Annotated in this window: 27 protein-coding genes, 1 tRNA gene and 1 pseudogene; 15 read left to right on the top strand and 14 right to left on the bottom strand. The window is 73.1% G+C overall.

The genetic code is table 11. The annotated features are described in order from the left end of the window. A partial coding sequence (locus VIM19_06170) for a hypothetical protein (GenBank protein ID HEY5184483.1) occupies window positions 1-568 on the top strand: 568 nt, incomplete at its 5' end. Window positions 569-720: 152 nt separating this feature from the next. Here VIM19_06170 and VIM19_06165 read toward each other — a convergent pair. Then, window positions 721-1386: a hypothetical protein gene (locus VIM19_06165; GenBank protein HEY5184482.1), complete on the bottom strand. Its 666-nt coding sequence runs from the start codon at window positions 1384-1386 to the stop codon at window positions 721-723. A 59-nt stretch (window positions 1387-1445) separates the two neighbouring features. Here VIM19_06165 and VIM19_06160 point away from each other — a divergent pair, with 59 nt between their 5' ends. From VIM19_06160 to VIM19_06150, 3 genes are read left to right on the top strand one after another with little or no spacing between them, the layout of a single operon-like run. Then, window positions 1446-3161: an SCO family protein gene (locus VIM19_06160; protein HEY5184481.1), complete on the top strand. Its 1716-nt coding sequence runs from the start codon at window positions 1446-1448 to the stop codon at window positions 3159-3161. Further along, window positions 3158-4297 (top strand): hypothetical protein, encoded by a 1140-nt coding sequence (locus VIM19_06155; GenBank protein HEY5184480.1) that lies wholly within the window; start codon window positions 3158-3160, stop codon window positions 4295-4297. Before VIM19_06160 ends, VIM19_06155 begins: the two co-directional genes overlap by 4 nt. Then, the gene (locus VIM19_06150; GenBank protein ID HEY5184479.1) at window positions 4294-5175 is read left to right on the top strand and encodes a cytochrome c oxidase assembly protein; all 882 of its coding nucleotides are present in this window, start codon (window positions 4294-4296) and stop codon (window positions 5173-5175) included. The genes VIM19_06155 and VIM19_06150 overlap by 4 nt, the downstream gene beginning before the upstream one ends. A 65-nt stretch (window positions 5176-5240) precedes the next feature. Here the strand turns inward: VIM19_06150 and VIM19_06145 are convergent. After that, window positions 5241-5314 (bottom strand) — tRNA-Pro (locus VIM19_06145). A 46-nt stretch (window positions 5315-5360) separates the two neighbouring features. After that, complete coding sequence (locus VIM19_06140; protein ID HEY5184478.1) at window positions 5361-6263, bottom strand: metallophosphoesterase; 903 nt, start codon at window positions 6261-6263, stop codon at window positions 5361-5363. A 62-nt stretch (window positions 6264-6325) separates the two neighbouring features. Here VIM19_06140 and VIM19_06135 point away from each other — a divergent pair, with 62 nt between their 5' ends. After that, window positions 6326-6793, top strand: coding sequence for a GatB/YqeY domain-containing protein (locus tag VIM19_06135; protein ID HEY5184477.1), 468 nt, complete (start codon window positions 6326-6328; stop codon window positions 6791-6793). Here VIM19_06135 and VIM19_06130 read toward each other — a convergent pair. Beyond that, window positions 6790-9183: a penicillin-binding protein gene (locus VIM19_06130; GenBank protein ID HEY5184476.1), complete on the bottom strand. Its 2394-nt coding sequence runs from the start codon at window positions 9181-9183 to the stop codon at window positions 6790-6792. The two genes, VIM19_06135 and VIM19_06130, sit on opposite strands and share 4 nt — an antisense overlap. Window positions 9184-9346: 163 nt before the next feature. On the opposite strand from VIM19_06130, the gene VIM19_06125 reads away from it, so the two are divergent. Continuing rightward, window positions 9347-9664, top strand: a complete 318-nt coding sequence (locus tag VIM19_06125; protein HEY5184475.1) for a WhiB family transcriptional regulator — start codon at window positions 9347-9349, stop codon at window positions 9662-9664. Window positions 9665-9668: 4 nt separating this feature from the next. Here VIM19_06125 and VIM19_06120 read toward each other — a convergent pair whose 3' ends face one another. Then, window positions 9669-10814: an ArsA family ATPase gene (locus VIM19_06120; GenBank protein ID HEY5184474.1), complete on the bottom strand. Its 1146-nt coding sequence runs from the start codon at window positions 10812-10814 to the stop codon at window positions 9669-9671. Then, window positions 10811-11785 carry an ArsA-related P-loop ATPase gene (locus VIM19_06115; GenBank protein HEY5184473.1) on the bottom strand — a complete coding sequence of 325 codons (975 nt, stop codon included), beginning with the start codon at window positions 11783-11785 and terminating at the stop codon, window positions 10811-10813. Before VIM19_06115 ends, VIM19_06120 begins: the two co-directional genes overlap by 4 nt. A 34-nt stretch (window positions 11786-11819) precedes the next feature. On the opposite strand from VIM19_06115, the gene VIM19_06110 reads away from it, so the two are divergent. The 4 genes from VIM19_06110 to VIM19_06095 are packed head-to-tail and all read left to right on the top strand — an operon-like array spanning window position 11820 to window position 13904. Next, window positions 11820-11975 carry a hypothetical protein gene (locus tag VIM19_06110; GenBank protein ID HEY5184472.1) on the top strand — a complete coding sequence of 52 codons (156 nt, stop codon included), beginning with the start codon at window positions 11820-11822 and terminating at the stop codon, window positions 11973-11975. Then, window positions 11972-12439, top strand: a complete 468-nt coding sequence (locus VIM19_06105; protein HEY5184471.1) for a RidA family protein — start codon at window positions 11972-11974, stop codon at window positions 12437-12439. The genes VIM19_06110 and VIM19_06105 overlap by 4 nt, the downstream gene beginning before the upstream one ends. A 44-nt stretch (window positions 12440-12483) precedes the next feature. Continuing rightward, window positions 12484-13068, top strand: coding sequence for an NUDIX domain-containing protein (locus tag VIM19_06100; GenBank protein ID HEY5184470.1), 585 nt, complete (start codon window positions 12484-12486; stop codon window positions 13066-13068). After that, complete coding sequence (locus tag VIM19_06095) at window positions 13065-13904, top strand: MBL fold metallo-hydrolase (GenBank protein HEY5184469.1); 840 nt, start codon at window positions 13065-13067, stop codon at window positions 13902-13904. Before VIM19_06100 ends, VIM19_06095 begins: the two co-directional genes overlap by 4 nt. Here the strand turns inward: VIM19_06095 and VIM19_06090 are convergent. Next, the gene (locus VIM19_06090; GenBank protein HEY5184468.1) at window positions 13885-14565 is read right to left on the bottom strand and encodes a Crp/Fnr family transcriptional regulator; all 681 of its coding nucleotides are present in this window, start codon (window positions 14563-14565) and stop codon (window positions 13885-13887) included. The genes VIM19_06095 and VIM19_06090 overlap by 20 nt on opposite strands. A gap of 140 nt (window positions 14566-14705) precedes the next feature. After that, window positions 14706-15233, bottom strand: coding sequence for a hypothetical protein (locus VIM19_06085; GenBank protein HEY5184467.1), 528 nt, complete (start codon window positions 15231-15233; stop codon window positions 14706-14708). Window positions 15234-15376: 143 nt separating this feature from the next. Between VIM19_06085 and nth the strand changes: the two genes are divergently transcribed. The 4 genes from nth to VIM19_06065 are packed head-to-tail and all read left to right on the top strand — an operon-like array spanning window position 15377 to window position 18571. Next, entirely contained in the window at window positions 15377-16102 is a 726-nt protein-coding gene (gene nth, locus VIM19_06080; GenBank protein HEY5184466.1) for an endonuclease III, read from the top strand. After that, window positions 16099-16722 (top strand): TlpA disulfide reductase family protein, encoded by a 624-nt coding sequence (locus tag VIM19_06075; GenBank protein ID HEY5184465.1) that lies wholly within the window; start codon window positions 16099-16101, stop codon window positions 16720-16722. Before nth ends, VIM19_06075 begins: the two co-directional genes overlap by 4 nt. Next, window positions 16719-17390, top strand: a complete 672-nt coding sequence (locus VIM19_06070) for a CoA pyrophosphatase (GenBank protein HEY5184464.1) — start codon at window positions 16719-16721, stop codon at window positions 17388-17390. Before VIM19_06075 ends, VIM19_06070 begins: the two co-directional genes overlap by 4 nt. Further along, window positions 17387-18571, top strand: a complete 1185-nt coding sequence (locus VIM19_06065; GenBank protein ID HEY5184463.1) for a MarP family serine protease — start codon at window positions 17387-17389, stop codon at window positions 18569-18571. Before VIM19_06070 ends, VIM19_06065 begins: the two co-directional genes overlap by 4 nt. Here the strand turns inward: VIM19_06065 and VIM19_06060 are convergent. The 6 genes from VIM19_06060 to VIM19_06035 all read right to left on the bottom strand — a co-directional run bounded on the left by VIM19_06060 (window position 18568) and on the right by VIM19_06035 (window position 24440). Further along, window positions 18568-18981 (bottom strand): DUF309 domain-containing protein, encoded by a 414-nt coding sequence (locus VIM19_06060; GenBank protein ID HEY5184462.1) that lies wholly within the window; start codon window positions 18979-18981, stop codon window positions 18568-18570. The two genes, VIM19_06065 and VIM19_06060, sit on opposite strands and share 4 nt — an antisense overlap. A gap of 6 nt (window positions 18982-18987) precedes the next feature. Further along, window positions 18988-19839: an alpha/beta hydrolase gene (locus VIM19_06055; GenBank protein ID HEY5184461.1), complete on the bottom strand. Its 852-nt coding sequence runs from the start codon at window positions 19837-19839 to the stop codon at window positions 18988-18990. An 82-nt stretch (window positions 19840-19921) separates the two neighbouring features. Further along, window positions 19922-20347: a phage holin family protein gene (locus VIM19_06050; GenBank protein ID HEY5184460.1), complete on the bottom strand. Its 426-nt coding sequence runs from the start codon at window positions 20345-20347 to the stop codon at window positions 19922-19924. A gap of 67 nt (window positions 20348-20414) precedes the next feature. Continuing rightward, a complete protein-coding gene (gene nhaA / locus VIM19_06045) occupies window positions 20415-21653 on the bottom strand; it encodes a Na+/H+ antiporter NhaA (protein HEY5184459.1) in 1239 nt (412 codons plus the stop codon). Between the two features lie 90 nt (window positions 21654-21743). Then, window positions 21744-23705, bottom strand: coding sequence for an acetate--CoA ligase (gene acs, locus VIM19_06040; GenBank protein HEY5184458.1), 1962 nt, complete (start codon window positions 23703-23705; stop codon window positions 21744-21746). Window positions 23706-23801: 96 nt separating this feature from the next. Beyond that, entirely contained in the window at window positions 23802-24440 is a 639-nt protein-coding gene (locus VIM19_06035; protein ID HEY5184457.1) for an acetate uptake transporter, read from the bottom strand. A 253-nt stretch (window positions 24441-24693) separates the two neighbouring features. Between VIM19_06035 and VIM19_06030 the strand changes: the two are divergent. Beyond that, window positions 24694-25891 (top strand): annotated as a pseudogene (locus VIM19_06030) (IS4 family transposase). Window positions 25892-25971: the final 80 nt, after the last annotated feature.

Raw genomic sequence — 25971 nt, 5'->3', positions numbered from 1 at the left:
CTCGCGGCTGTTCGTGGCAGTGTCCGCGATGGCCTTCGGCGGTGGGGTGTTCGCCTACTTCTACCTGCGCTCACTGAACGGCAACGGGCTGTGGCGCGCGGCCGGGCAGACGCCGTCGGGCTTCATCTCGGTTCCGGTGCTCGTGCTGACCCTGGTCGGGGCCGTCCTGTATCTGCTGAGCACGCGGCGGCTGCTGCGCGAGCCGAGCACCGGGACCGACTGGCGGGTGGCTGCGGGGGTCGCGGCCGGCACCCTGGTGCTGGCGGCCGGCATCCAGCTGTGGGGGATGCGCCGGCTGCCGTTCTTTCCCGGTGCCTCCGGGTTCGCTTCGGTCTACGTCGCCGTGATGCCGCTGTTCGCCGTCTGGCTGCTCATCGGTGCGTACTGGGTGGAGACCCTGCTGGCCCGCTCGCTGCGGGTGCGCTGGGTGACCGCCCCGGTCGGGGAGAACGCGGACAGTGTCGAGGGGGTGGCGTTCAACGGCTCACTCGAGGGCTCCCGCCTGTTCGTCGGGTTCCTCGCCCTGCTGTCCATCGTCCTCTACGTGCTGTTCTCGGTGCTGAGCTGACCGCTCGCGATGATCTCGGAGGCTGTCCATGAACGTAATCGCAGCGGCCAATCCCACTGGGGACGTGCTGACCTGGGTGTTCCCGGTGGTGCTGTTCGTCGGGGTGCTGATCTGGGGGTTCTTTCAGCGGTCCCGCCGCTGACCGGCCGGCGTCAGCCGACCAGGACCCCCGGGCGTACCGCGTCCAGGCTGAGCGACTCCGACGGCGCACCCAGCGCGGTGGCCGCCTTGTCGAAGATGCCCTGGGCGGAGGCCGCCCGCTGCTGCATGTCCCCGAGCCGCTGCTTGAGGTCGGCCAGCCGGGCGGGATCCCCGGGGGAAAGGAGCAGCTGGTGAACGTCCTGCATCGCGTCGACCGCGTCGGAGGAGGCCCAGCCGTACAGCTGCGCGGCCCCGAGCTCGAGGTGGTAGCGCGCCACCGAGCGCGGCGGCTGGGCGGCGGCCAGGTCCAGGATCTTGGCGTTGCCGGCCGGCGTGCAGTCCAGAGCGGCCCGGTCCCCGATGCCGATCGCGGTGTTCCGGTCGGTGGAGACCCCGGCCATGATCTGGTTGTAGGCGCTCAGCGTCTCCTCGACCTCGACGCCGCAGGACAGGACGTCGCCGCGCAGCTGTGTCACATAGGACTGCAGGTCGCCCTGCAGCTGGCCCTGGGTGGCCTGGTGCGGCCAGTCGGCGACCGCGGCGGCGCCCAGCGCGACCACGGTCACCCCGGCGATGGCCCATCGGGGATGCGCCTTGGCCCAGGCGCTCAGCCGGGCCGTGCGCCCCGGTTCGGAGGGTGCGGGGGCAGCGGACTCAACGTCAGTGGTCGAACTCACGCAGCGGAGGGTACCCCCCGGCCGCGTGGTTGCGGCACTGTTCGCGGGGGTGGTCGCTGATGCCGACCGGTGGACAGCCGGGCGCGCTCGGCGGGGCGCTAGTGACGGCGCTGGCCGGCCAGGCTGCCGTGGTCCTCGCCTTTGCGGTGCTCGGCGCGCTCGCGTACGCCGTCGTCCAGCGGCGAAGGGCAGCGGATCCCTCCGGCCCGGCTCTGCCGACGGAGTCCGGGGCGCGCCGCTTCCTGCGCGTCGCCCTGGGGTCGCTGTGGGTGCTGGACGGGCTGCTGCAGGCCCAACCGGCGATGCCGTCCGGGTTCCTGCCCACGATGGTCGACCCGGCGATGGCCGGGCAGCCGTCCTGGCTCACCCAGCTGGTCGCCCCCCTGGTGCGCGCCTGGTCCCACCACCCGGTCGGCGCGGACGCCGTCACGGTCTGGGTGCAGGTCGGGCTGGGGGTGCTGGTCCTGGCCGGCGGCTCGGGGCGTTTCGCCAGGACGGCGCTGTGGGCTTCCTTGGGCTGGAGCGTGGTCGTCTGGGTGGCCGGCGAGGGGCTCGGTGGGCTCTTGGTCCCCGGGGCCAGCTGGCTGACCGGTGTGCCCGGCGCTGCGGTCTTCTATGCCGTCGCCTCGGGGCTGCTGCTGGCACCGTGGTCGTGGTGGTCGGGCCGCCGTCCGGCGGCGTCCCTGGCCCGCTGGGCCGTCGGCGTCACCATGCTGCTGGGGGCGGTGCTGCAGGCGCTGCCGTGGGAGGGAGCCTGGTCGGCCTCCGACGGCCTGTCCGCCATCTTCCGGGACGCCTCCACCACGCCGCAGCCGGCGCTGCTGCGGCGACCGCTGAGCGCCCTCGCCCTCGTCTCCGCCGCCCACCCGGTCGCGGTCGGTTCGGTGCTGCTCGTCGTTTTGGCGGTGGTCGGTGCCGGGCTGGTCTCGGGCCGGGCGGCCTGGCTGTTCGTCCCGTCCGGGCTGGCAGTCCTGCTGGCGACTTGGTGGTTCGGCCAGGACTTCGGCGTCCTCGGCGGGACCGGGACCGACCCCAACAGCGCCGTGCCGCTCGCGGCGATGCTGGTGGCCGCGTGGCCCGGCTGGGCGGAGGCCACGCACACCGAGCCGGAGCGCGCCCCGGTTGCCCCCCGTCGCCGGGTGCTGGGCGGGGCCGCCTGGGGCGCCGGGGTCGCGGCCGTGCTCGTCGTGCCCGCCGTGCTGGCCCTGGGCCTGTTCGGCCCGGCCGACGCGCAGGCGGCGGTGGCGGACGACGGCGGCGTCCGGCAGCTGGACGGTCGGGCCGCCCCCGACTTCACGCTCACCGACCAGAACGGGGCCCGGCTCACCCTGTCGAAGCTGCGCGGGAACCTGGTGCTGCTCACGTTCCTCGACCCGGTCTGCTCGGACAACTGCCCGCTCATCGCCAACCAGCTGGCGGCCGCGGTCCGGGCCGCGGGAGCTCGTGCCGAGCACGTCCAGGTCGTGGCGGTGGACGCCAACCCGGTCTTCCACGGCGTGCCCGACGTGCAGACCTTCACCCGCGAGCACGGGCTGTCGGCGATGCCGTCCTGGCACTTCGTCACCGGCTCGCTGGCCCAGCTGACGCCAGTGCTGCGCTCGTACGGCATCACCGTCAGCCTGCAGTCAGTCGGCATGGAGGCCCACTCGCAGGTGGTCTACTTCGTCGACGCGGCGGGCCGCGAGGTCAGCTCGATGGACGACAGCGCCCAGCCGGACCTGACGACGGGGTACGTCGACCTGATGACCCGAGCGATCGAGACGAGGGCCCCGTGACCAGCGGCCTGGTCCGGGCGGCGGGGGCGCTGACGGTGGCGACGGCGCTGGCCGGCTGCGGCGCCGGCACCGCGGCCAGCAGCACCTCGGTCGCCGCCTCGAGCCCGCCCCGCCTGCAGCCCCAGCTGGTCATGGCCGGTCCGGACAGCGGGCTGCTGGTGTGGCGCAGCGGCTCGGTGTCGGTGCTGCTGGCGACCACCGACGGCTTCCGCACGGTCACCAACGCCACCCCGCCGGCGGTGCCGACGGACGGCGGGCTGCTGCTGGCCCGGTCCGGGTCCCACCACGTGCTGGTCGGCGTCCTGCCCACCGGTGCGCTCAGTGTGTCCCCCGTCCTGCTCGGGGACGGGACCCCCACCGGGTGGTCCGGCGGCCAGCTGCCGGGCGTGCTCACCGACCGTCCGGAGGCGGTTGCATTCCAGGGGAAGGCCCTGTGGGCGCTGCTTGGCTCCGGTTCCTCGACCGAGCTGGTGACCGCCATGGCTGCCGAGGGCCCGTGGCAGGTCGCCGCGTCGGCGTCGAGCCTGGACCCCTCGCAGCGGCTGCGGCTCACCGGCGTGCGCTGGACGGACGCGACGCAAGGCTGGCTGTCCGGAACCGCTCCGGCGGGCCAGACCGTGCTGTTCCGGCAGGGGGCCGGCGGCTGGCGGCCGGTCCCGCTGGCGGCACCGCAGGGGACGGCGGCTGCGCTGCAGGAGGCGGCGTCCGCGCCCTGCGGGACGGGTGGTGACCTGGTCGACCTGGTCACGACCAGGCCGTCGTCCGGCGGCCCCGGCACGGCGGTCGTCGAGCGGACGGTGGACGGCGGCACCAGCTGGCGGACCGGCGCCCCCGTCGCGCTGCCCGCGGGCGACCCGGTCTGGGCCTGCTCCGCCGGCCGGGTCTGGCTGGCCGTGCCGGACGGGTCGGCGGCGCGGCTGCTCGCCTCCACCAACGGCGGGCAGGCCTGGCGGGACGAAGGAACGGCACCGGGTCCGGTGACGGACCTGGCGATCACCGGAGCGGACACCGGCTACGCCGTCACCGGGGAGGGGACGGCGGCCCGGCTGTGGTCGGTGTCCGCGTCCGGTCAGTCGTTCGCCCCGGTCACGTTGCCGGAGTGGGTTGCCCAGCTGGGCGTGGGAGGCGAGTCGTGAGCGTGCTGTTCGAGCACTGGTCTTTCGACCCGGTGGTCGTCGTCATGGCGGTCGTCGTCGGTATCCACCAGCGCGGGCTGCGGCTGAGGCTGCACGCCGTCCGGCGCGCCGGACGACCCACCAGGCCGTGGGTCGGGCAGGCCGCGCTGTTCTACCTGGGGCTGGCCGCGCTGCTGCTCGCCATCGTCTCGCCGATCGACTACTGGGCGGACGACTACCTGACCGCACACGTCGTCCAGCACATCCTGCTGTCGTTCGTCGCCGCCCCGCTCATCGTCCTCGGCGCCCCCTGGCTGCCGCTGCTGCGCGGGCTGCCCCGCCCGGTCCGCGGCGGGTTCGGCCGACTCGCCCAGCGGACGCGTCCGGGCCGCCCGGTCGGCCCGGTCGGCCGGGCGCTCGCGTGGGTCCGCCAGGTCCTGGCTCGCCCCTGGACCTCGATCGTGCTGTTCAACGCGGCGATGCTGTTCTGGCACTTCCCCGGGCCGTTCGACCTGGCGGCCCGGGTCAGCAGCGTGCACATCTGGCTCGAGCACGGCAGCTTCTTCGGCCTGGCGGTCGCGCTGTGGTTGCAGATCTTCGGTTCGTACCCGATGCGCCCGGTCCTGGACGGTCCGCGCCGGCTGGCCGCGCTGATCTCCACCAACGGCGTCATGGTCGTCGTTGCGATGACCCTGGTCATGTTCACCAAGGACCTCTACCCCTGGTACGCCGAGGGGCACACGCTGGCCCAGCAGGCGGCCGACCAGCAGATCGCGGGGGCGATCTTGTGGGTCTGCGGGGAGATCGCCTTCTTCCCGGCGATGCACCACACGGTCACCAGCTGGCTGCGCGAGCGCGAGCCAGACCCGATCCCGCTGCTGGCCCCCGTCGCCGGCTGACCGACGCCGATGTGCAGAGGTCCCGGGCCGTCGTCACCGACGGTCCCGGGACCTCGTCATGCCAGTCGGGGTGACAGGATTTGAACCTGCGACCTCTTCGTCCCGAACGAAGCGCGCTACCAAGCTGCGCCACACCCCGAAGTGCCCGAGCAGGATAGCCGAGCCGCGGCGGCACCCCAAACGGGCTACCCCTGCTCGCCCCGGGCGACCAGGGTGAGCAGCGCCGCCTCGGGCGGGCAGGCGAACCGGATCGGGGCCGTGGGGGAGGTGCCGAGCCCGGCGCAGACGTGCAGCAGGGTGCCCTCGGTGTGCTTCGAGAGCCCCTTGGCCCGCCGCGGCGACAGGTCGCAGTTGGAGACCAGAGCCCCGTAGAACGGCACGCACAGCTGCCCGCCGTGGGTGTGCCCGGCGATCACGAGCGGCAGCCCGTCGGCGGCCATGGCGTCGACCACGCGGTGGTAGGGCGCGTGGACGACGCCCAGGCTGAGGTCGGCGTCCGGCGCCGCCGGCCCGGCGACCTCGTCGTAGCGGTCCCGGTCGATGTGCGGGTCGTCCACGCCGACCAGCTCGATCTCGCGGCCGTCGTCCAGCTTGACCCGGGCCCTGGCGTTGGACAGGTCGGCCCACCCGGCCGAGCGGAGCGAGTCGGTCAGGTCGCGCCACGGCAGGTCCGGCCCGTGCCGGCGGGTGGCGTCGCTGGCCAGCAGGTACCGTGCCGGGTTCTTCAGGGTCGGTCCGTAGTAGTCGTTCGAGCCGAGCACGAACGCCCCCGGGCGCTCCAGCAGCGGGCCGAGCGCGTCGACCAGGGGTGCTACGGCGTCCGGATGGGCCAGGTTGTCCCCCGTGTCGATGACCAAGTCCGGCTCGAGTGCGGCGAGCGCGCGGACCCAGCGCTGCTTCTTGTGCTGGCCGGGGGTCAGGTGCAGGTCGGTGAGCTGCAGCACCCGGATGGGGGCCTGGCCCGGGGGCAGCACCGGGACGGCCTCCCGGCGCAGCCGGAAGGCACGGACCTCGTACCCGGCACCGTAGGCGATGCAGGCCAGCCCTGCGGCGGTCGCACCGGCGGCGACACGGGTGATCGGATGCATCGGGCCATGGTGGCATGGCACGGGCGGATCGGCCGCGACGGTCGACCTGTCATGCTCGGAGGGTGAGCGAGCTGAAGAACCGCCTGCACGCCGACCTGACCGACGCTATGCGGGCCCGGGACGAGCTGACCACCGCCACCCTGCGGATGGCGCTGACCGCCGTGACCAACGCCGAGGTCGCGGGCAACACCGCCAAAGAGCTGAGCGACGCCGAGGTGGTCGGCGCCCTGCAACGCGAGGCGAAGAAGCGCCGGGAGGCCGCCGAGGCCTACGACGGGGCCGGCCGGCCGGAGCTGGCGCAACGGGAGCGGGCCGAACTCGCGGTGGTCGAGGGGTACCTGCCCGCGGCGATGTCCGACGCCGAGCTGGAGGCGCTGGTGGCCGCCGCCGTCGCGGCGGTGGCCACAGCCGGTGCCACCGGGCCCAAGGCCATGGGCCAGGTCATGAAGGCGCTCCAGCCCCAGGTGGCCGGGCGCGCCGACGGCGCCGCGGTGGCCGCCCGGGTCCGGGCGGCGCTCGCCGCCGACTAGTGCTTCGTCGGCTTCGGGCTGGGCGTGGGGACGACGGGCGGTCCGGTGGACGGCGCCGGGCCTGCCGTGCCGCCGGATGGGCCCGCGGAAGCGGTCGGTGCGGTGGTTGGTGGTGGCGGCGACCCGTTGCTCAGGTAGAGCGAGATCGGGGTCCCCGGGGACACCGACCGGCCGGCTGCGGGGTCGGTGTGGTCGATCGTGCCGACCGGGTACGTCGAGTTGACCTGGGTGGGCACGACGACCGAGCTCAGCCCCCGTGCGCTGAGCTTGGCGGCCGCCTGGGTGGGGGTCAGCCCGGCCAGCGACGGAACGGTGACGGTGATCCCCCGGATGACCGTCGGGTCGAGCGCCGGGAACCGGATCACCGGCACGTCCTTGAGGGCGGCCTGCATCGTCTCGCGCCAGATCGGCCCGGGGATGGACTTGCCGTAGACCTGCGGGTAGAAGTGGCCGTTGATCGTGACGTTCTGCATCGGGTGGCCGAAGCCGCCGCGCGGGTCGCCGGCCCAGACCGCGGTGGACAGCTGCGGCACGAACCCGACGAACCACACGGCGGAGTTGCTGTCCGTCGTCCCGGTCTTGCCGGCGGCCGGCCGGCCCAGGCTCATCGGCTGGCCGGTCCGACCGCCGATCGGGCCGTCGATGACGCCCGCGAGGATCGAGGTGACGCCGTCGGCGATGGCCGGGTCGAGCACCTGGCTGCAGCGCACCGACGGGACCGCCAGCTGCTTGCCGTTGCGGTCGGTCACCGAGACGATCGCTCGGGACTCGCAGTGCTTGCCGTGGGCCGCGAAGGTGGCGTAGGCCTCGGCCATCGTCAGCGGCGTGACGTTGTCGACGCCGAGGGTGAACGAGGGCACCCGCTGCAGCGGCTTGCCGGCGCCCGAATGGACCCCGAGCGCCTCGGCGATCTCGACCGGCCGGCAGATGCCGGTGCGGCGCTCCACCTCGACGAAGAAGGTGTTGATGGACAGCGCCGTGCCGGTGCGCAGGTTGAACGTGCCGGCCCCGGTCGAGTTGCTCAGCGTGTAGGGGGCGAACTTGTTGCCGTTGCAGTCGGTGAACCCGGTGAACGTCTTGGTCTGGGGGGCAGCGATCGGCTCGTTGAGCGGGATGCCCTGCTCGAGGGCCGCCGCCAGCGTGAACGCCTTGAACGTCGACCCGGCCTGCATCCCCACGGTGCCGCCCTCGGCGCTGTCGACCGCGTAGTTGTACGTCGTGTAGCCGACCCCGCTGACCCCCCAGCGCCGGTTCTCGGCCATCGCCTTGATGTTGCCCGTGCCTGGCTCCACCATGGCCAGGGACGCGGCCTTGCCGCTCGGGTCGTTGTACGGGATGTACCTCTCGACCGAGGCCTGGGCAGCCGACTGGGCCTTGACGTCCAAGGCGGTCCGAATGGTCAGCCCGCCCTGCTCGATCAGCGCCTTGCGGTCGTCAGCCGTCTTGCCGAACGCCGGGTCGTTGAGCAGGACGTGCATGACGTAGTCGCAGAAGAACGGCGCCCCCGACGTGGAGCAGCCGTTGGCGACCTGCCGAGGCTTGAGCATCTTGGCCATCGGAATCGCGGCGGCGGCGTCGCGCTCCGCCTGGGTGATGTCGCCCAGCTGCAGCATGCGGTCCAGGACGACGTCACGGCGCTGCTGCGCGGCGGCCGGGTCCAGCAGTGGGTCGAAGGCGACCGGCTGCTGCACGATGCCGGCCAGCGTGGCCGCCTCCGACAGGGTGAGCTTGTCCGCGGACGTGGAGAAGTAGCGGCGGGCGGCCGCCTCCGTGCCGTAGGCGCCGGCGCCGAAGTAGGCGATGTTGAGGTAGCCCTCGAGGATCTGCGCCTTGCTCCACTTCTTCTCCAGGCCGATCGCCAGCCGCATCTCACGCAGCTTGCGGCCGGTGTTCACGGCCCTGGCGGCGGCCCGCTCGGCGTCGGTCTGGGCCGAGACCACGAGCACGTTGCGGACGTACTGCATGGTCAGCGTGGAGGCGCCCTCCTGGACCGAGCCGGACTGCAGGTTCGCGGCCAGCGCGCGCAGCGCCCCGTGAATGTCCACGCCGCCGTGCTCGTAGAACCGGGAGTCCTCGATGGCCACGATGGCCTTCTGCATGACCGGGGCGATCGACGAGAGCGGGACGACGATCCGGTTCTCGCTGTAGATGCGCGCGATCACCGAGCCGTCGGCGGCCAGGATCGTCGAGGTCTGCGGCAGCGGCGGGGTCTGCAGGTCGCTGGGCAAGGTGTCGAACGACTGTGCGGAGTTGCGGGCGATCGCTCCGGCGGCCCCCACGACTGGCAGCGCCAGTCCGGCCGCGAGCACGCCAGCAACGAGGCTGACGACCAGGAGCATCGCCAACGGGGTGACCACGCCGCTGTCGTCGGCCGGCCGCGGACGGACCATGCCCACCAGAGTACGTGCTGACGTCGGTTGCGCCGGCCGTCGGCGTGTGACGGGAGATAACAGATGGGGCACGAGCGGCGATGTCCATAGTCCTGACGGACCACCTCAGATTGGGCCATTCGGACCTGTCGCCCCATCCGTCCGATTCCGTACCTTCCGACTCATGGCCTGGACCACTGACTGGACGTCCCGCGCGGCATGCCGCGGCACCGATCCCGACACCCTGTTCGTCCAAGGGGCCGCGCAGAACCGGGCCAAAGCGGTCTGCCTGGGCTGCCCGGTGCGCACCGAGTGCCTCGCCGACTCCCTGGACAACCGGATCGAGTTCGGCGTCTGGGGCGGCATGACCGAGCGGGAGCGCCGGGCGCTGCTGCGACGGCGTCCGAACGTGACGTCGTGGCGGGAGCTGCTGGAGACCGCGCGGAACTCCTACGAGGGCCAGCCGGGGCTGCTGTCGGACGGGGCTCGCGCCGCCGGCTGACCGCTCAGCGCGCGCCGGCGAGGTCGGCGCCGACCAGGCGCAGCCCGTCCAGGTCATGGACGTCGGCGGCCTGTGCTCGCGCCGTGGCCACCGGCACCTTGGGGAACGCCGCGGTGAACCGCTCGACCAGACGCCGCTCGCGCGCGATGCGCTGCATGCGGTCCGCGTGCACCCGCAGCAGGCCCGCGGTGAGCGTGTGCGTCTTGTCCCCGGCCAGCTCCTCGGCCGCGGCCAGGGCGTGCTCGGCGGACAGCCCGGGCGCCGGGGTCTCGTGCACCCGGTTGAGCACCAGCCCGGACAGCGGCATGGCGTCCTGCTCGAGCCGCTCGACGAAGAACGCGGCCTCCCGCAGGGCGTCCGGCTCGGGTGCCGCGACCACCAGGAACGCCGTCCCCGGCTGCTGCAGCAGCGCGTAGGTGCGCTCAGCCCGCTCCCGGAAGCCGCCGAACACGGTGTCCATGGCGTTGACGAACGTCGACGCGTCGGCCAGCAGCTGGGTGCCGAGCACCTTGGTGAGCGCCCCGGCCAGCGCGGTGACGCCCGCGCTGAGCATCTTCAGGTAGGCGCGGCCGCCGGCCCGGGCCGGCGCCATGAAGACCTTGATGAACCGGCCGTCGAGGAAGGACGCCATCCGCTTGGGGGCGTCCAGGAAGTCCAGCGCCGAGCGGGACGGCGGTGTGTCGACGACGATGAGGTCCCAGGGCGCGTCCCCCTCCTCGGCCTGCGCCCGCAGCTGGCCCAGCTTCTCCATGGCCATGTACTCCTGTGTGCCGGCGAAGGAGGAGGAGACGGTCTGGTAGAAGGGGTTGTCCAGGATCACCCGCGCGCGCTCGGGGTCGGTGTGCAGCTCGATGATCTCGTCGAACGTGCGCTTCATGTCCAGCATCATCGCGAACAGCGCACCGCCGTTCCCGGTGTCGATGTTGCGGACCGGGCGGGGGACGTTGTCCAGCTCGGTGAGCCCCATGGCCTGCGCCAGCCGGCGGGCCGGGTCGATGGTGAGCACGCACACGGTGCGGCCCGCCTCGGCCCCCCGCAGCGCCAGCGCGGCCGCCGTGGTGGTCTTGCCGACGCCGCCGGAGCCGCAACACACGACGATCTTGGTGCTGCTGTCGCCCAGCAGCGCGTCGACGTCCAGGGGCGCGGTCATTCGACTCCCTGCCGGTGCAGCTCCTCGGCGAGCTCGTAGAGGCCGCCAAGGTCGATCCCGTCGGTGAGCCAGGGCAGCTCCAGCACCGGCCGACCCAGCGCGGTGATCGTCTTGCGCTCCTGGACCTCGAGGGCCACCCGTTCGGCCAGGTCCGCGGCCTCCCGGCTCAGCGGGCCGATCAGGTCGGCCGCGCTGCCGGCCAGGCCGGCGACGGCCAGGCCGGCCTCGATCTGCGCGGCGTCCAGCCTGCCCTTGCCGGCGGCGGCCAGGTCGGCGACCCGCAGGATCGGCCGACGGACCATGTTGACGATCACGGCGCCGACCGGGAGCCCCTGGGCCGCCAGGTCGTGCACGCCGTCGGCGGTCTCCTGGGTGGGCATCTCCTCGAGCAGGGTGACGAAGTGGACGGCGGTCCGCGGTGACTTGAGCAGGCCCATGATCGAGTCGGCCTGGTGCCGGATCGGGCCGACCCGGGCCAGCCCGGCCATCTCGGAGTTCACGTTGAGGAACCGGGTGATCCGCCCGGTGGGCGGTGCATCCATCACCACGGCGTCGTACTCGGTGCGTCCGGCGCGCCGGCGTCCGACCGCCTCGTAGGCCTTGCCGGTGAGCAGCACGTCGCGCAGCCCCGGGGCGATGGTCGTGACGAAGTCGATCGCCCCGAGCTTCTTCAGCACCCGCCCGGCCCGGCCCAACTTGTAGAACAGGTCCAGGTACTCCAGCAGGGCCTCCTCGGCGTCCACCGCGAGGGCGTAGACGTCCCCCCCGCGGGGGGCGACCGCGATGCGCCGCTCCTCGTAGGGCAGCGGCGGGCTGTCGAACAGCTGGGCGATGCCCTGCCGGCCCTCCAGCTCCATCAGCAGCACCCGGTGGCCCTCGGCGGCCAGCGCGAGGGCCAGCGCAGCGGACACCGTGGTCTTGCCGGTGCCCCCCTTGCCGGTGACCACGTGCAGCCGGACGCCTTCCCACATGGGTATGACCCTAGAACGCCGCTAGGGTGCCGACATGACGAAGTGGGAGTACGCCACCGTGCCGCTGCTCGTGCACGCGACCAAGCAGATCCTCGACACCTGGGGCCAGGACGGCTGGGAGCTGGTCCAGGTCGTGCCCGGGCCGAACAGTGACCAGCTGGTGGCCTACTTGAAGCGGAGCACGTCGTGAGCGGATCGACCCCTGAGGAGCGGCTGGCCGAGCTCGGGCTGAGCATCCCGGCGGTGGCCACGCCGGTGGCCGCATACGTGCCAGCGGTGCGCACCGGCTCCTACGTGTACACCTCCGGGCAGCTGCCCATGGTGGCCGGCCAGCTGGCCGGGACCGGCAAGGTCGGCGCCGAGGTGACCCCGGAGCGGGCCAAGGAGCTGGCCCAGATCTGCGCGCTCAACGCGCTGGCCGCGGTCAAGGCCGAGGTCGGCGACCTGTCGATGGTCACCCGGGTGGTCAAGGTCGTCGGGTTCGTCGCCTCGGCACCGGACTTCACCGGCCAGCCGGGCGTGGTCAACGGGGCCAGCGAGCTGCTCGGCACCGTCTTCGGCGACGCCGGCGTGCACGCCCGGTCGGCGGTCGGGGTGGCCGTGCTGCCGCTGGACGCTCCCGTCGAGGTGGAGATCGTCGTCGAGGTGGCCTGACCCGCGCTGCCGGTCAGGGCCGCTGTGGTGCCTACCATCGGTGCGTGACCGACATCGAGCCGCCTGTCGCCGTGCGGGACGCCGCCACCGTGGTCCTGTTGCGTGACACCGGGTCCGGTCCCGAGGTGTTCCTGCAGCGGCGCGTGGCCACCATGGTGTTCGCCGCCGGGATGATGGTCTTCCCCGGCGGGGCGCACGACCCCGAGGACCCCGACCTGCTGGCCACGGCGGTGCGCGAGGTCGAGGAGGAGACCGGCGTCCTGTTGGACCGGGCCGCGCTGGTGCCCTGGGCCCGGTGGATCACCCCGGTCGGGGAGGTCCGGCGCTACGACACCTGGTTCTTCGTCGCCCCATGCCCGGCCGACCAGGAGCCGCGTCCCCGCGGCGGCGAGATGGACCAGGTCGTCTGGCTGCGGCCGGCGGAGGCGCTGGAGCGGTTCGGGCGCAGGGAGCTGCAGCTGCTGCCGCCCACGTCGGTGACACTGCGCGAGATCGCCGCGCTGGCGTCGGTCGCGGACGTGCTGCGGGCCGCCGAGTCGCGGCAGATCACCCCGATCCAGCCGACGATCGTCAGGGACGCGGCCGGCATCGGGGTCGTGCTGCCGAACGGCGAGGTGTTCCGGCCGTGACCCAGCCGGCACCGCCCAGCCGGCCCTGGACCGGGGGACCGGTGGGCGAGCGGGCCCGCTGCGTGCTGGCGCCCAACCCGGGGCCGATGACGCTGGACGGCACCAACACCTGGCTGCTGGCCGAGCCGGGGGCCGACCGGGCCGTCGTGGTCGACCCCGGGCCGGACGACGAGGGTCACCTGCGCGCCGTGCTCGCCGCTGCGGAGCAGGCCGGCCGCACCGTCGCGCTGGTGCTGCTCACCCACGGGCACCCCGACCACTCGGCCGGTGCCCGGCGGCTCGCCGAGCTGGCCAGGGTCGGCGTGCGGGCCCTCGACCCGGCGCACCGGCTGGGCGAGGAGGGGCTGCGCGACGGGGAGGTCGTGCAGCTGGGCGGGCTGGAGCTGCGGGTGGTGGCGACGCCGGGCCACACCGGCGACTCGCTGTCCTTCCTGCTGACCGCCGAGGGGGGCCTGCTGACGGGCGACACCGTGCTGGGCCGGGGGACGTCCGTGGTGGCCCACCCGGACGGCCGGCTCGACGCCTACCTCGACTCGCTGGACCGGCTGGGCCGGCTGGCGGCCGACGGCGTCGTCCGCACCCTGCTCCCGGGGCACGGTCCGGTGCTGCCGAACGCCGCCGAGGTGATCAACTACTACGCCGAGCACCGCCGGGAGCGGCTGGCCCAGGTCGCCACGGCGGTCGCGTCCGGTGCGGCCAGCGCCGCCGAGGTGGTGGCCGCCGTGTACGCCGACGTCGACCGGGCGCTGTGGCCGGCCGCCGAGCTGTCCGTGCGGGCCCAGCTGGACTACCTGCGCGGCCCCGACGGGCCCGAGGTCACTGCGCCCGGCGGCTGAGCCGCTCCTCGTCCAGCAGGTAGACCCCGCGCGGCTCGAGCCGGATCCAGCCACGGTTCTGGAAGTCGGCCAGCGCCTTGTTCACAGTCTCCCGGGACGCCCCGACGAGCTGCGCGAGCTCCTCCTGGGTGAGGTCGTGGACGACGTAGACGGACCCGTCGTCGCCGGCCACCCCGAACCTGTTGGCCAGGTCCAGCAGTGCCTTGGCCACCCGCCCGGGGACGTCACTGAACACCAGGTCGGCCATCGCCTCGTTGGTGCGCCGTAGCCGCCGGGCCAGCGCTCGCAGCAGGGCCGGCCCGACGCCGGGCCGGCCGGTGAGCCACTGCTGCAGGTCGTCGTGGCCCAGCCCCAGCACGGTCGCGTCGGTCAGTGCGGTGGCCGTGGCGGTCCGCGGGCCTGGGTCGAACAGGGACAGCTCGCCGAACATGTCGCCGGGGCCAAGGATGGCCAGCAGGGTCTCCCGGCCGTCCGCGGAGGTCGCCCCCAGCTTGATCTTGCCGTCGACGATCACGTAGAGCCGGTCACCCGGCTCGCCCTCGGTGAACAGCACCTCGCCCTTCGGGAGGTCGACCTCGGTCATCGAGTGGCGCAGCGCGGCTGCCGCCTCTGCGTCCAGCGCGGCGAACAGCGGTGCGCTGGACAGCACGTCGTCGCTCAACAGTCCCTCCCGTGCCAGTCGGGACGTGGTCCCGGTCACACCGTCAGGGCACAGTGTGCCGTGCCCGGGCGGCCCGTGGGGCCCAACGGGGCCGGCTCGGTCCTGTCGGGGCCCGCCTCCAGGGCCCTGGTCCTTCCGGCTCAGACCGTGGCGGGCTGAGCCGGCAGCGCGGTTAGCGCGAGCGCTGGGTTCTCGTGGTAGCGGGCGATCAGCTCGCCCGTCGCGTCGGCCAGCCGGCGGTGCAGCGCGGCCCGGTAGGCGGACAGCTGAAGCTCGGCGAAGCCCAGGTCCCGGCGCAGCGCCTCGGCGGCCGCGGTGTCCCCGTGCGGCACCTCGCGGGCCCACAGCCCCTCCAGGTCAGGCAGCGGCGGGACGTCGTCCACCGGTACGATCTGCACCAGCGCCGTCCGGCCCGGGCTGCGCACCTCGGCGAGCAGGCCGCGGACGCGGTCCAGCGCGTGCCCGTCCTCCGGACCCATGGAGTCGGCCAACAGGTCCATCCGGGCCTGGATGAGCCGGCGCCAGTACGAGACCCGGCCCTCCTCGGTGGTCAGCGCCCGCCGGTAGGTCCGCAGCTGGGGCAGCGTGAGGTGAGCGAACTCGGGGCGGCGCTGAGGAGTCGGACGATCCGCGGCCGTGCGGCTGCGCTCGCCCGTACGGGTCCCCATCCGGCTCACCTGCCCCCTCGTGTCCCTCACGCAACGGTTCTCCCGGTCATCAGCGGATCGGTGCCTTTGGGGTGATGGTTGAGGACAGGTCACCCGTCCGGTCGAAGCCGCAGCGGGACCTCCACCGCACGTACCCTTGCTCGGTGACATCGAGCGAGGGCGTCGAAGGGACGCCGACCGGGGAGTCCCGGCTGGCCCTAGTGCGCCGGGCCCGGCGGATCAACCGGGAGCTCGCCGCGCTGTATCCCGAGGCGCGCTGCGAGCTCGACTTCGCCAACCCCCTCCAGCTGGCTGTCGCCACGATCCTGTCGGCGCAGTGCACGGACAAGCGGGTCAACCAGGTGACGCCGGTGCTGTTCGCGCGCTACCCCGACGCGGAGTCGCTGGCCGCGGCGGACCGCACCGAGCTGGAGGAGGTCATCCGCTCGACCGGCTTCTACCGCAACAAGGCCAACTCGCTGATCGGGCTCGGCCAGGCGCTGTGCGACCGGTTCGGGGGTGACGTCCCGGGCCGGATGGGCCAGCTGGTCACCCTGCCCGGGGTGGGCCGCAAGACCGCGAACGTGCTCCTGGGCAACGCGTTCGACGTCCCCGGGATCACGGTCGACACGCACATGCTGCGGTTGTCCCGGCGGTTCGGTTGGACGTCGGCGAGTGACCCTGTCGAGGTCGAGCAGGACCTGTGCGCCCTGTTCCCCCGTAGCGACTGGACCATGCTGAGCCACCGGGTGATCTTCCACGGCCGCCGCCGCTGCCACGCCCGCAAGCCCGCCTGCGGGGCCTGCCCGGTGGCGCAGTGGTGCCCGGCCTACGGGGAGGGGCCCACGGACCCGGTGGTGGCGGCGGCACTGGTCAAGGACATCCCGTGACCCGACCCGCCCCGCTGCTCGCTGCGGTGGGTCTGGCGGCGCTGCTGCTGGCCGGCTGTGGCAGCACGGACGCCTCCTCGGCCGGGTCGCCGGTCGCCCAGGGGACGGCGTCCGGGTCGTCGTCCGGGTCGGCGGCGGCCGGGCCCGTGCCGACGGCCGACGTCCCGGCCTGCCCGCAGCCGACCGGCTCGGGGTCGTTGGCCGGAGGGCTGCCCCGGCAGTCGCTGCCGTGCCTGGACGGGTCCGGTGACGTCGACCTGGCCGCGCTGCGCGGCCCGCTGGTGCTCAACGTGTGGGCGTCCTGGTGCCCGCCGTGCCGGGCGGAGCTGCCGGCCCTGGCCGAGGTGGCCCGGTCCGCCGGTGACCGGGTCGCGTTCCTGGGCATCGACGTGGTCGACGACGCCGCCGCGGCCACCGCCCTGATGCAGCAGCTGAAGGTGCCGTACCCTTCGGTGGCCGACGAGCAGGGTGCCACGAGGGGCCCGCTGCGGTGGGTCGGGCCGCCGGTCACCTACTTCGTGGCGGCCGACGGCCGGATCGCCGGGGAGCACCGCGGGCAGATCACCAGCGCTGCGGTGCTCCGGGGCCTGATCGAGAAGTACCTCGGGGTGACCGTGTGACCGGGCGGCCGGCCCCCGTGCTGCCGGACTGGCTGCGGCCACTGGCGGACGCCGTCTCGACGGTGCGGCCCGAGCACCTGTCATCCCTGCTCCCGCCGGAGACCGGCGGCCGGGAGTCCGCCGTCCTCGTGCTGGTCGGGGAGGCCGACCACGGACCCGACGTGCTGCTCATCGAGCGGTCGCACACGATGCGCTCGCACCCCGGCCAGCCGGCGTTCCCCGGGGGCGCGCTGGACCCGCTGGACGACGGCCCGGTGGCGGCGGCCCTGCGGGAGGCGCAGGAGGAGACCGGGCTGCGCCCCGACGGCGTCGAGGTGTTCGCCACCCTGCCCCAGCTGTGGCTGCCGCCGAGCGGGTTCGTGGTCACCCCCGTGCTGGGCTGGTGGCGGCAGCCGTCGCCGGTGCACGCGGCCGTGGCCGACGAGGTGGCCGCGGTGCACCGGGTGCCGGTCGACGAGCTCACCGACCCGGCCAACCGACTACGGGTCAGGCACCCCAGCGGCATGGTGGGTCCGGCGTTCGGGGTCCGCGGGCTGCTGGTGTGGGGCTTCACCGCGGGCCTGCTGGACCGGCTGCTGGACCTGGCTGGCTGGGCGAGGCCGTGGGACGCCAGCCGGGTCGAGGACCTGCCGGCGTCGGCGCGGCCGCGGCCGGCGGGCGCCCCGTGAACGGGTTCGACCTGCTGATCCTCGCCCTCGCGGCGCTGTTCGGGATCGCCGGGCTTCGGCAGGGCTTCGTCGTCTCGGTGATCTCGCTGGCCGGGTTCGTCGTGGGCGGCCTGGTCGGGCTGACCGTGATCCCGCTGGTCCTCGGCAACCAGCAGCAGGGCACGCTGCGCTCGGTGCTCGCCGTCTTGGCTCTCCTGGTCACGGCCAGCCTCGGGCAGGCGATCGCGGGGGTGGGGGCGGCCCGGCTCAAGCAGCACATCACCTGGCGCCCGGCCCGCGCGGTCGACGCGGTCGGCGGCGCCCTGGTCAGCATCGTCGCCGTCCTGGTCGCGGCCTGGCTGGTCGGCACGGCGCTGGTCCGCGCCGACGGGACGATCCCGTTCGCCGCCGACGCACGCAGCTCGAAGGTGCTGAGCACGGTGGACTCGCTGGCCCCCACCAGCCCGGACCAGGTGTTCTCGGCCTTCGGCAACCTGCTCGACTCCACCGGCTTCCCGCGGATCTACGACCGGCAGGTGCTCAACCAGCTGACCCCCGTGCCGGCCCCCACCAGCGGCATCGCCAGCGCAGCCGGGGTGCGGGCCGCCGAACGGGTCGTGGTGAAGGTCATCGGCTCGGCGCTCAGCTGCAGCCGGCGGATCGAGGGCTCCGGCTTCGTCTACGCGCCGCAACGGGTCATGACCAACGCGCACGTCGTCGCGGGGGTCACCCGTCCGCGCGTGTACGTCAACCGCTCCGGGGACGGCTACGCCGCCCGGGTCGTGGTCTTCGACCCCAAGACCGACGTGGCCGTGCTGGATGTGCCCGGGCTGCCGCTGTCCGCGCTGAGCTTCGGCGCGGTGCCCGACCGCGGCGGGGACGTCGTGGCCCTCGGGTACCCCAACGACGGGCCGCTGACCGCGTCACCCGGCCGGGTGCGCGGCATCATCAACGCGGCCGGCGAGGACATCTACGGCAACGCCACGGTGACCCGCCAGGTGATCGCGGTGCGGGCCGTCGTCCGGCCCGGCAACTCCGGCGGCCCCCTCGTCGACATCGACGGCCGGGTGGTGGGGGTGGTCTTCGCTGCCTCCGTCGACGACCCCGAGACCGGCTACGCGCTGACCGTGCAGGAGGTGTCGGCCGCGGCGGCCGCCGGCCGCAACCGGACCGCGGCGGTGTCGACCGGGCCCTGCGCCTAGCGCCGGTCGTCGACGGCGAGCGCGGCGGCCACCAGGTCGGCGGACCCGGTCGCGGCCTCGACGATCCGGGGGACGTCCAGGCCGTGCGGCGCGGACTCCCGGTAGGGCAGCAGCGCCGCGGCACCGCGGCGCAGCAGCCGCTCGCCCCCCACCAGGTTGCCGCGCTGCAGGTGGGTCATCCCGACGGCGATCTGCGCGAGCCCCCGCCACAGCTCCCGCTCCGGCTCGGGGGCGGCCTTCCAGGCGCCCTCCAGAACCTCGTGCGCGGCGAACGGCCGGTCCTCGTGGATGAGCTGGTCGGCCTCGGCCAGCGCCTCGGTCGGGGTGCGCGGCCGGTCCTCGACCGGCTCCACCCCCGGCGACCCTGGCGGCAGCGGGCGGCCGGCTGCGTCACGAGGCCGCTGGGGCACGGCGGCTCAGTCCTTGAGCCACTCGAGTAGCAGGGCAGCGGTCTCCTCGGGCCGCTCCTCGTGCACGAAGTGGCCGGTGTCCAGCAGCCCGCGGCGGTACGGGCCGACCACGAACGCCTCCGAGCCGATGCTGGTGGCCGGCAGCATGACCGGGTCCCGCTCGCCGAGGAGGTGCAGCACCGGCACGCCGACCGGCACCCGCATCCGGCTGGCGAACCGCAGCCCGTCCGGCCGGCCCACCGAGCGGACCGCCCAGCGGAAGTACTCCAGCGCCGAGAACGGCACATGGGGGAGCAGGAACGTCGCCTGGTAGGTGGCCACGACGTCGTCGTCCGGCCAGCCGGGGGTCCCGGACCAGGCTCGCAGCAGCCGGCCCACTGCGGCGCCGTCGTCCGCGACCAGCTGCCGCTCCGGCAGCCACGGCCGCTGGTAGCCGAGAGCGAAGCCGACCGCGCGCAGCTGGCCGGGGTCGCCTCCGACGGCCGCTCGCAGCCGACGCGGGTGCGGGGCCGCGATCGGCGCGATGCCGCGGACCAGCGCCGGGTGCAGGACGGCGGTGGCCCAGGCGAGCGCACCGCCCCAGCCGTGCCCGACGAGGCACGCGTCCCGCTCGCCGAGCGCCCGCACCACGCTGGCGACGTCGCCCGACAGGGTCACCTGGTCGTACCCGCGCGGCGTCTTGTCGGTGCCCCCGTAGCCGCGCAGGTCCATGGCTACGGCCCGGTATCCGGCGTCCGCGAGCACCGGGAGCAGGTGCCGCCAGGTCCACCAGAAGGTGGGGAACCCGTGCAGCAGCAGCACGAGCGGCCCGGTCCCGGACTCGACGACGTGGAACCGGGCGCCGTTGGAGGCGACCATGCGGTGCTCCCAGGGACCGGGAGCGTTCACCGTGGCCGACCCGTGGGTCACGGGCGCACTGCCGGGAGGAGCCCCGCCAAGCTCAAGCGCTGGCGGTGGGGTCGGCGCGGTGGCCGACCCGGTCGGTGAGGTAGGCCTTGGTCTTCTCCAGCTCCGCGGTGGTGCGCTCGGGGCCCTTCACCTGCTGCAGGTGGCGGATCCCGACGAAGGCCAGCAGGCCGCCGACGATCAGGTAGACGGCGGCCACGATCAGGAAGCCGGCCCAGTCGGGCAGCACCGTCGCGATGCCCAGCGCGGCCGCGACCGACAGCATCAGGAAGGCGACGGCGGCCAGCGCGATCGCGGCGACGGCCAGCGCGGCACCCGTGCCGCCCTGCTTCACCGAGGTGCGGATCTCGCTCTTGGCCAGCTCGAGCTCGAGTCGGACCAGCGAGGACACGTTGGCCGTGGCCGTGGACACCAGTGTGCCGAGGGACTGGTCCGGCGACGGTCGGCTGTCGACACTCATGATGTCCTCCTTGCGGGAGTGCTGCGGGGGCGCTGGCCACGATCATGCCTGACTTGGCCCGGTTGGTTCAGCCGGGTGGCCAAGCCGGGGCCTCCGCCCGGTGGTGGCGGCTGCGTCGCCGCAGCTGGACGGCGGCCAGGGCGGACGCCGCCAGGGAGGCGATGAGCACCGCCAGCTTGACGTGCCCGAGCCGACCCGGGTCGTCGCCGAAGGCCAGCTCAGCGATCAGCAGTGACACGGTGAAGCCGATGCCGGACAGCGTCGCCACAGCCGCGATGTCGGCCCACCTCAGCTCGTGGCTCAGCTCGGCCCTGGTCAGCCGGGCGGTGAGCCAGGTCCCGCCGAAGACGCCGACGAACTTGCCGAGCACCAGCCCGGCGACGACTCCGACCGCCGCCACGTCGGCGGACAGCCCGCTGATCGCTTCGCCGGACAGGCTCACCCCGGCCGCGAACAGGGCGAACACGGGGACGGCGAACCCGGCGGACAGCGGACGCAGCCGGTGCTCGAGCCGCTCGGCAGGGGAGTGCTGCTCGTCGTCGTCCGGCCGGACGCGGGTCAGCAGACCGAGCACCACGCCGGCGACCGTGGCGTGCACCCCGCTGGCGTGCACCAGGGTCCAGAACGCCAGGGCCAGCGGGACGTACACCCACGGCGAGCGGACCCGGCGGCGCTGCAGCACGGCGTAGAGCACCGCGAGGGCGACCGCGGCGGCCAGCGACCCGAGGGCCAGCCGGTCGGTGTAGAACACCGCGATGATCGTGATTGCGCCGATGTCGTCGACGATCGCCAGGGTGAGCAGGAACGCCCGCAGCGACGGGGGCAGCTGGCTGCCCACCACGGCGAGCACCGCGAGCGCGAAGGCGATGTCCGTCGCCATGGGGACCGCCCAGCCGCGGACCGCGGAGCTGTCCCCATGCGCGACGGCGAGGAAGACGAGGGCCGGCACGGCCATGCCGCTCAGGGCGGCGACGATGGGCAGCACGGCGGCCGACGGCTTGCGCAGGGTGCCGCAGACCAGCTCTCGCTTCAGCTCGAGCCCGGCGATGAAGAAGAAGACGGCCAGCAGCCCGTCGGCGGCCCACTGCTCGACGGTGAGGTCCAGGTGCAGGGCCGCCGGGCCGAAGGTCAGCCCCTTGACCGTGGTGTAGGCGTCGGCCCAGGGGCTGTTGGCCCACAGCATCCCGACGAGGGCGGCGCCCAGCAGCAGCGCACCGCCGACCGTCTCCTGGCGCAGCGCCTCCTGCAGGAAGCTGCTCTCGGGCACCGGCAGCCGCCCCAACAGCGCCTGCCGCCGGCTGACCACCGTCCCAACCTATCCAGGCCCTATCCGGCCGCAGGTTGACCAGGCTCGGTGACCCGGCCGCGCCCGTGGCCCGGTCAACCTGGGACAGGGTCAGCCTTCGGGGCTCCCGATGGTGAGCTGGCCGGAGATGGAGTCCATCACGGAGCTGTCGGTCAAGGTGGTGACGTCGCCCATCTCTCGGTTCTCGGCGACGTCGCGGAGCAGCCGGCGCATGATCTTGCCGGACCGGGTCTTGGGCAGCTCCGGCACGATGAAGATCTGCCGGGGCTTGGCGATCGGGCCGATCTCGTGGGCCACGTGGTTGCGCAGCTCCGCGACCAACGGCGCGTGGTCGGTCACCTCGGCGCCGGCGCCGCGCGGGATCACGAAGGCCACGATGGCCTGGCCGGTCGTGGCATCGGAGGCGCCTACCACGGCGGCCTCGGCGACCGACGGGTGGGACACCAGCGCCGACTCGATCTCGGTGGTCGAGATCCGGTGCCCGGACACGTTCATCACGTCGTCCACCCGGCCGAGCAGCCACAGGTCGCCGTCGGCGTCCTTCTTCGACCCGTCGCCGGCGAAGTAGTAGCCGTCGAACCGGGACCAGTAGGTCTGCTTGTACCGCTCCGGGTCGCCCCAGATGCCACGCAGCATCCCCGGCCACGGCTCGCGGATCACCAGGTACCCGCCGGAGCCGTTCGGCACCACCGCGGCCTGGTCGTCGACGACGTTCGCCTCGATGCCGGGCAGCGGCCGCATGGCCGAGCCCGGTTTGGTGGTGGCCACGCCGGGCAACGGGCTGATCATGATGCCGCCGGTCTCGGTCTGCCACCAGGTGTCCACGATCGGGCAGCGGTCGCCGCCGATGACCCGGCGGTACCACATCCAGGCCTCGGGGTTGATCGGCTCACCGACCGAGCCGAGCAGGCGCAGCGAGGACAGGTCGAACTTCCCGGGGAACTCCTCGCCCCACTTCATGAAGGTGCGGATCGTCGTGGGCGCGGTGTACAGGATGCTGACCTTGTACTTCTCGACCAGCTCCCAGAACCGCCCCTTGTGGGGGGTATCCGGGGTGCCCTCGTACATCACCTGGGTCGCCCCGTTGGCCATCGGCCCGTAGACGATGTAGCTGTGTCCCGTCACCCAGCCGACGTCGGCGGTGCACCAGAACACGTCGGTCTCGGGCTTGAGGTCGAACACCACCGAGTGTGTGTAGGACGCCTGGGTGAGGTAGCCACCGGTGGTGTGCAGGATGCCCTTGGGCTTCGCGGTGGTGCCAGAGGTGTACAGCACGAACAGCGGGTGCTCGGCGTCGAACGCGTCCGCCTCGTGAGTGTCCGGCTGCCGCTCGAGGATCTCGTGCCACCACACATCCTTGTCGGTCCAGGCGACGTCCTGCCCGGTCCGCCGGACGACGAGCACCTTCTCCACGGACGGAGACAAGGTGACGGCCTCGTCGACGGCGGCCTTGAGGCCGGTCGCGGTGCCGCGCCGGTAGCCGCCGTCCGCGGTGATGACAAACCGGGCGCCGACGTCGTCGATGCGAGAGTGCAGCGCCTCGGCGGAGAACCCGCCGAAGACAACCGAGTGGGGTGCCCCCAGACGGGCGCAGGCGAGCATCGCGACCGCAGCTTCGGGGATCATGGGCAGGTAGATCGCGACTCGGTCGCCGGAGCGGACCCCGAGCTCGGTGAGCGCGTTCGCTGCCCGGCAGACCTCACGGTGCAGGTCGGCGTAGGTGATCGTGCGGGTGTCGCCCGGCTCGCCCTCCCACTGGATCGCCACCCGGTCGCCCCGACCGGCCTCGACGTGCCGGTCGACGCAGTTGACCGCGACGTTGATCTTCCCGCCGACGAACCAGCGGGCGAACGGCGCGTCCGACCAGTCGAGTACCTGGTCCCACGGCTTGGCCCAGGTCAGCCGGTTGGCCTGCTCGGCCCAGAAGGCCAGCCGGTCGGCGGCGGCCCGCTCGTAGATCTCGGTCTTGGCGTTGGCCTGCGCGGCGAACGCGTCGGAGGGCGGGAACCGCCGGTCCTCCTGCAGCAAGTTCTCCAGGGCTTCGTTGCTCACCAGTGCTCTCCTCGGCGTCGGTTCGGGATCTGGGGCCAACCTGCCAGCACGGGGGCCAGCCGACAAGGGATCGGCCGAACCCCCGCGCTCGCAGACCTAGGCGCGGGGCCAGGTCGGGAAGACGGTGCGCTTCCAGGTGGCGTTGGTTACGCCGGCGGCCGAGGCGTACCAGGCGGCGATGGCCGTGAGGAGCCCCAGGTAGCCACCGACCTTGGTCATCGACGTGTTCGGCCCCAGCTCGCCGATCGTCAGGAAGATGAAGGTCAGCGACAAGATGACGAACACGGCGAACACGGCGCCGCTGGTCCGGGCCGAGGCGATCGTCATGTACAGCGTGAAGATCGTCCAGGCCAGCAGGTACAGGCCGACGGCCTGGTGCGCGGTGGCCGGCGGCAGGCCGGCGGCGATGAACTTGACCAGGGCCGCGAACGACAGCCAGAAGGCGCCGTACGAGGTGAACGCCAGTGCGCCGAAGGTGTTGTTCTTCTTGAACTCCCACATGCCGGCGAGCAGCTGGGCCAGGCCGCCGTAGAACAGCGCGACCGGCAGGACGACGGCCTCGAGGCTGGCATCGAGGATGTGCGCGTTGAAGACGCTGAGGATGAACGTGGTCATCGCGAAGCCCGCGAGTCCAAGTGGGCCCGGGTCGGCGATGAAGGCCCCCGGGTTGGCCTCGACCACGGCGGGACGGTCGAGGCCGGGGGCGTTAGTGCTCTCGTTGACCTGCGTGGACATCGCACCTCTCCTTTGGGTGTGGTCCCGGACCCGGGGGCTGGGTCGGGTGTGACGCACGTCACTTACGGCTCGAAGTGTGCGGCGTCCGGACGTCGACGGGAGGGAAACGGGTCGTCCGCGCGACGAGAGGCAAGATCCTTGCGGCATACGGGGGAACGGTCGGGGATGAACGGTGGTGAAGCTGCGCCGAGCGGCTGGCCGGGCCTAGACGCAATACCGTTCAAATAGAGTTACATGGATGTAGTTTGTAGGTGTGCCTCGTTCTGGTTGGAGGAAGTCCGAGTCGGACCGGCGGTTGCCGGATCTGGTGTCGGTGGGTCTGCTGATGAAGGTGTTCCCCGCGGAGATCGTCGACGGCGTGATCGCGGAGTGCGGTCGACTGAGCAGCGTCGGCGGTCGTTGCCGGCCCGGTCGATGGCGTACTCGCGATGGGGATGGCGTTGCACTGTGAGGGTTCCTATGAGGACGTGCTGGCGTTGATCTCCGAGGGTCTGGCGTGGGCGGAACGGGACGAGGCGTCGCCGAAGCTGGCGAACAAGGCGGCTATCTCTCATGCGCGTGACCGCCTTGGGTCCGAGCCGATGGCGTTGCTGTTCTCGCGGGTCGCGAAGCCGCTGGCCAGCGAGGTCACGCCCGAGTGTTGGCTGGCCGGCCGGCGTCTGGTTGCGATCGACGGGACCTGCCTGGACCTACCCGACACGGTGGCTAACGATGAGTTCTTCGGCCGTCCCGGAGTGAACAAGGGGGAACGCTCTGCGTTCCCGCAAGCCCGGGTCGTCGCGTTGGCCGAGTGCGGCACGCATGCGATGTTCGAGGCCGAGATCGGTCCCTACACAACGTCTGAGGCTGCCTTGTCCGTGCAGCTGCTCGGGCGGCTGCGCCCGGGGATGCTGTGCCTGGCCGATCGGGGTCTCTACAGTTCCGCGGCAGGGGAGAAGGCTTGTGGGACAGGGGCTGACCTGCTCTGGAGGGTGAAGGACAACCTGATTCTGGAGGCCGTGAAGAACCTGCCTGACGGGTCCTGGCTGGCCGATGTCTTTCACTCCACTGCCGACCGTCGACGTCAGCACCCGGCCCGGGTCCGGGTCATCGGCTACTCGATCGAGGCCGGCCGTGACCCTACCGATGAGTTCCGGCTGGTCACGACGCTGCTCGATCACCGCGAGGCCCCCGCCAAGCAGCTGGCCGCTGCCTACGCGCAGCGCTGGGAGATCGAGACCGCCTTCGATGAGCTCAAGACCCACCAGCGCGGCGCACGGGTCGTCTTGCGCTCGAAGTCCCCCGAACTAGTCACCCAGGAGATCTGGGGACACCTGTGCTGCCACTATGCGATCCGCACGCTGATGTTCGACGCCGCAGCACACGCTGGCCGTGACCCGGACGCAGTGTCGTTCGTGGCCGCGCTCCGCATCTCCCGCAGGTCCATCGCCCAGCAGGGCGCCTTTCCCCCTGAGGAGAACGACAAGGCTGGCCGGCTCGGCGCCATGCCATCGGTGAACTCATCGGCCGGCTGTTGCCGCGTCGACGACCT

The organism is Actinomycetes bacterium (assembly GCA_036510875.1).
Classification (GTDB): Bacteria; Actinomycetota; Actinomycetes; order Prado026; family Prado026; genus DATCDE01.
Note: the sequence above shows the minus strand (reverse complement) of the source record. Positions and strands in the feature narration are given on the sequence as shown.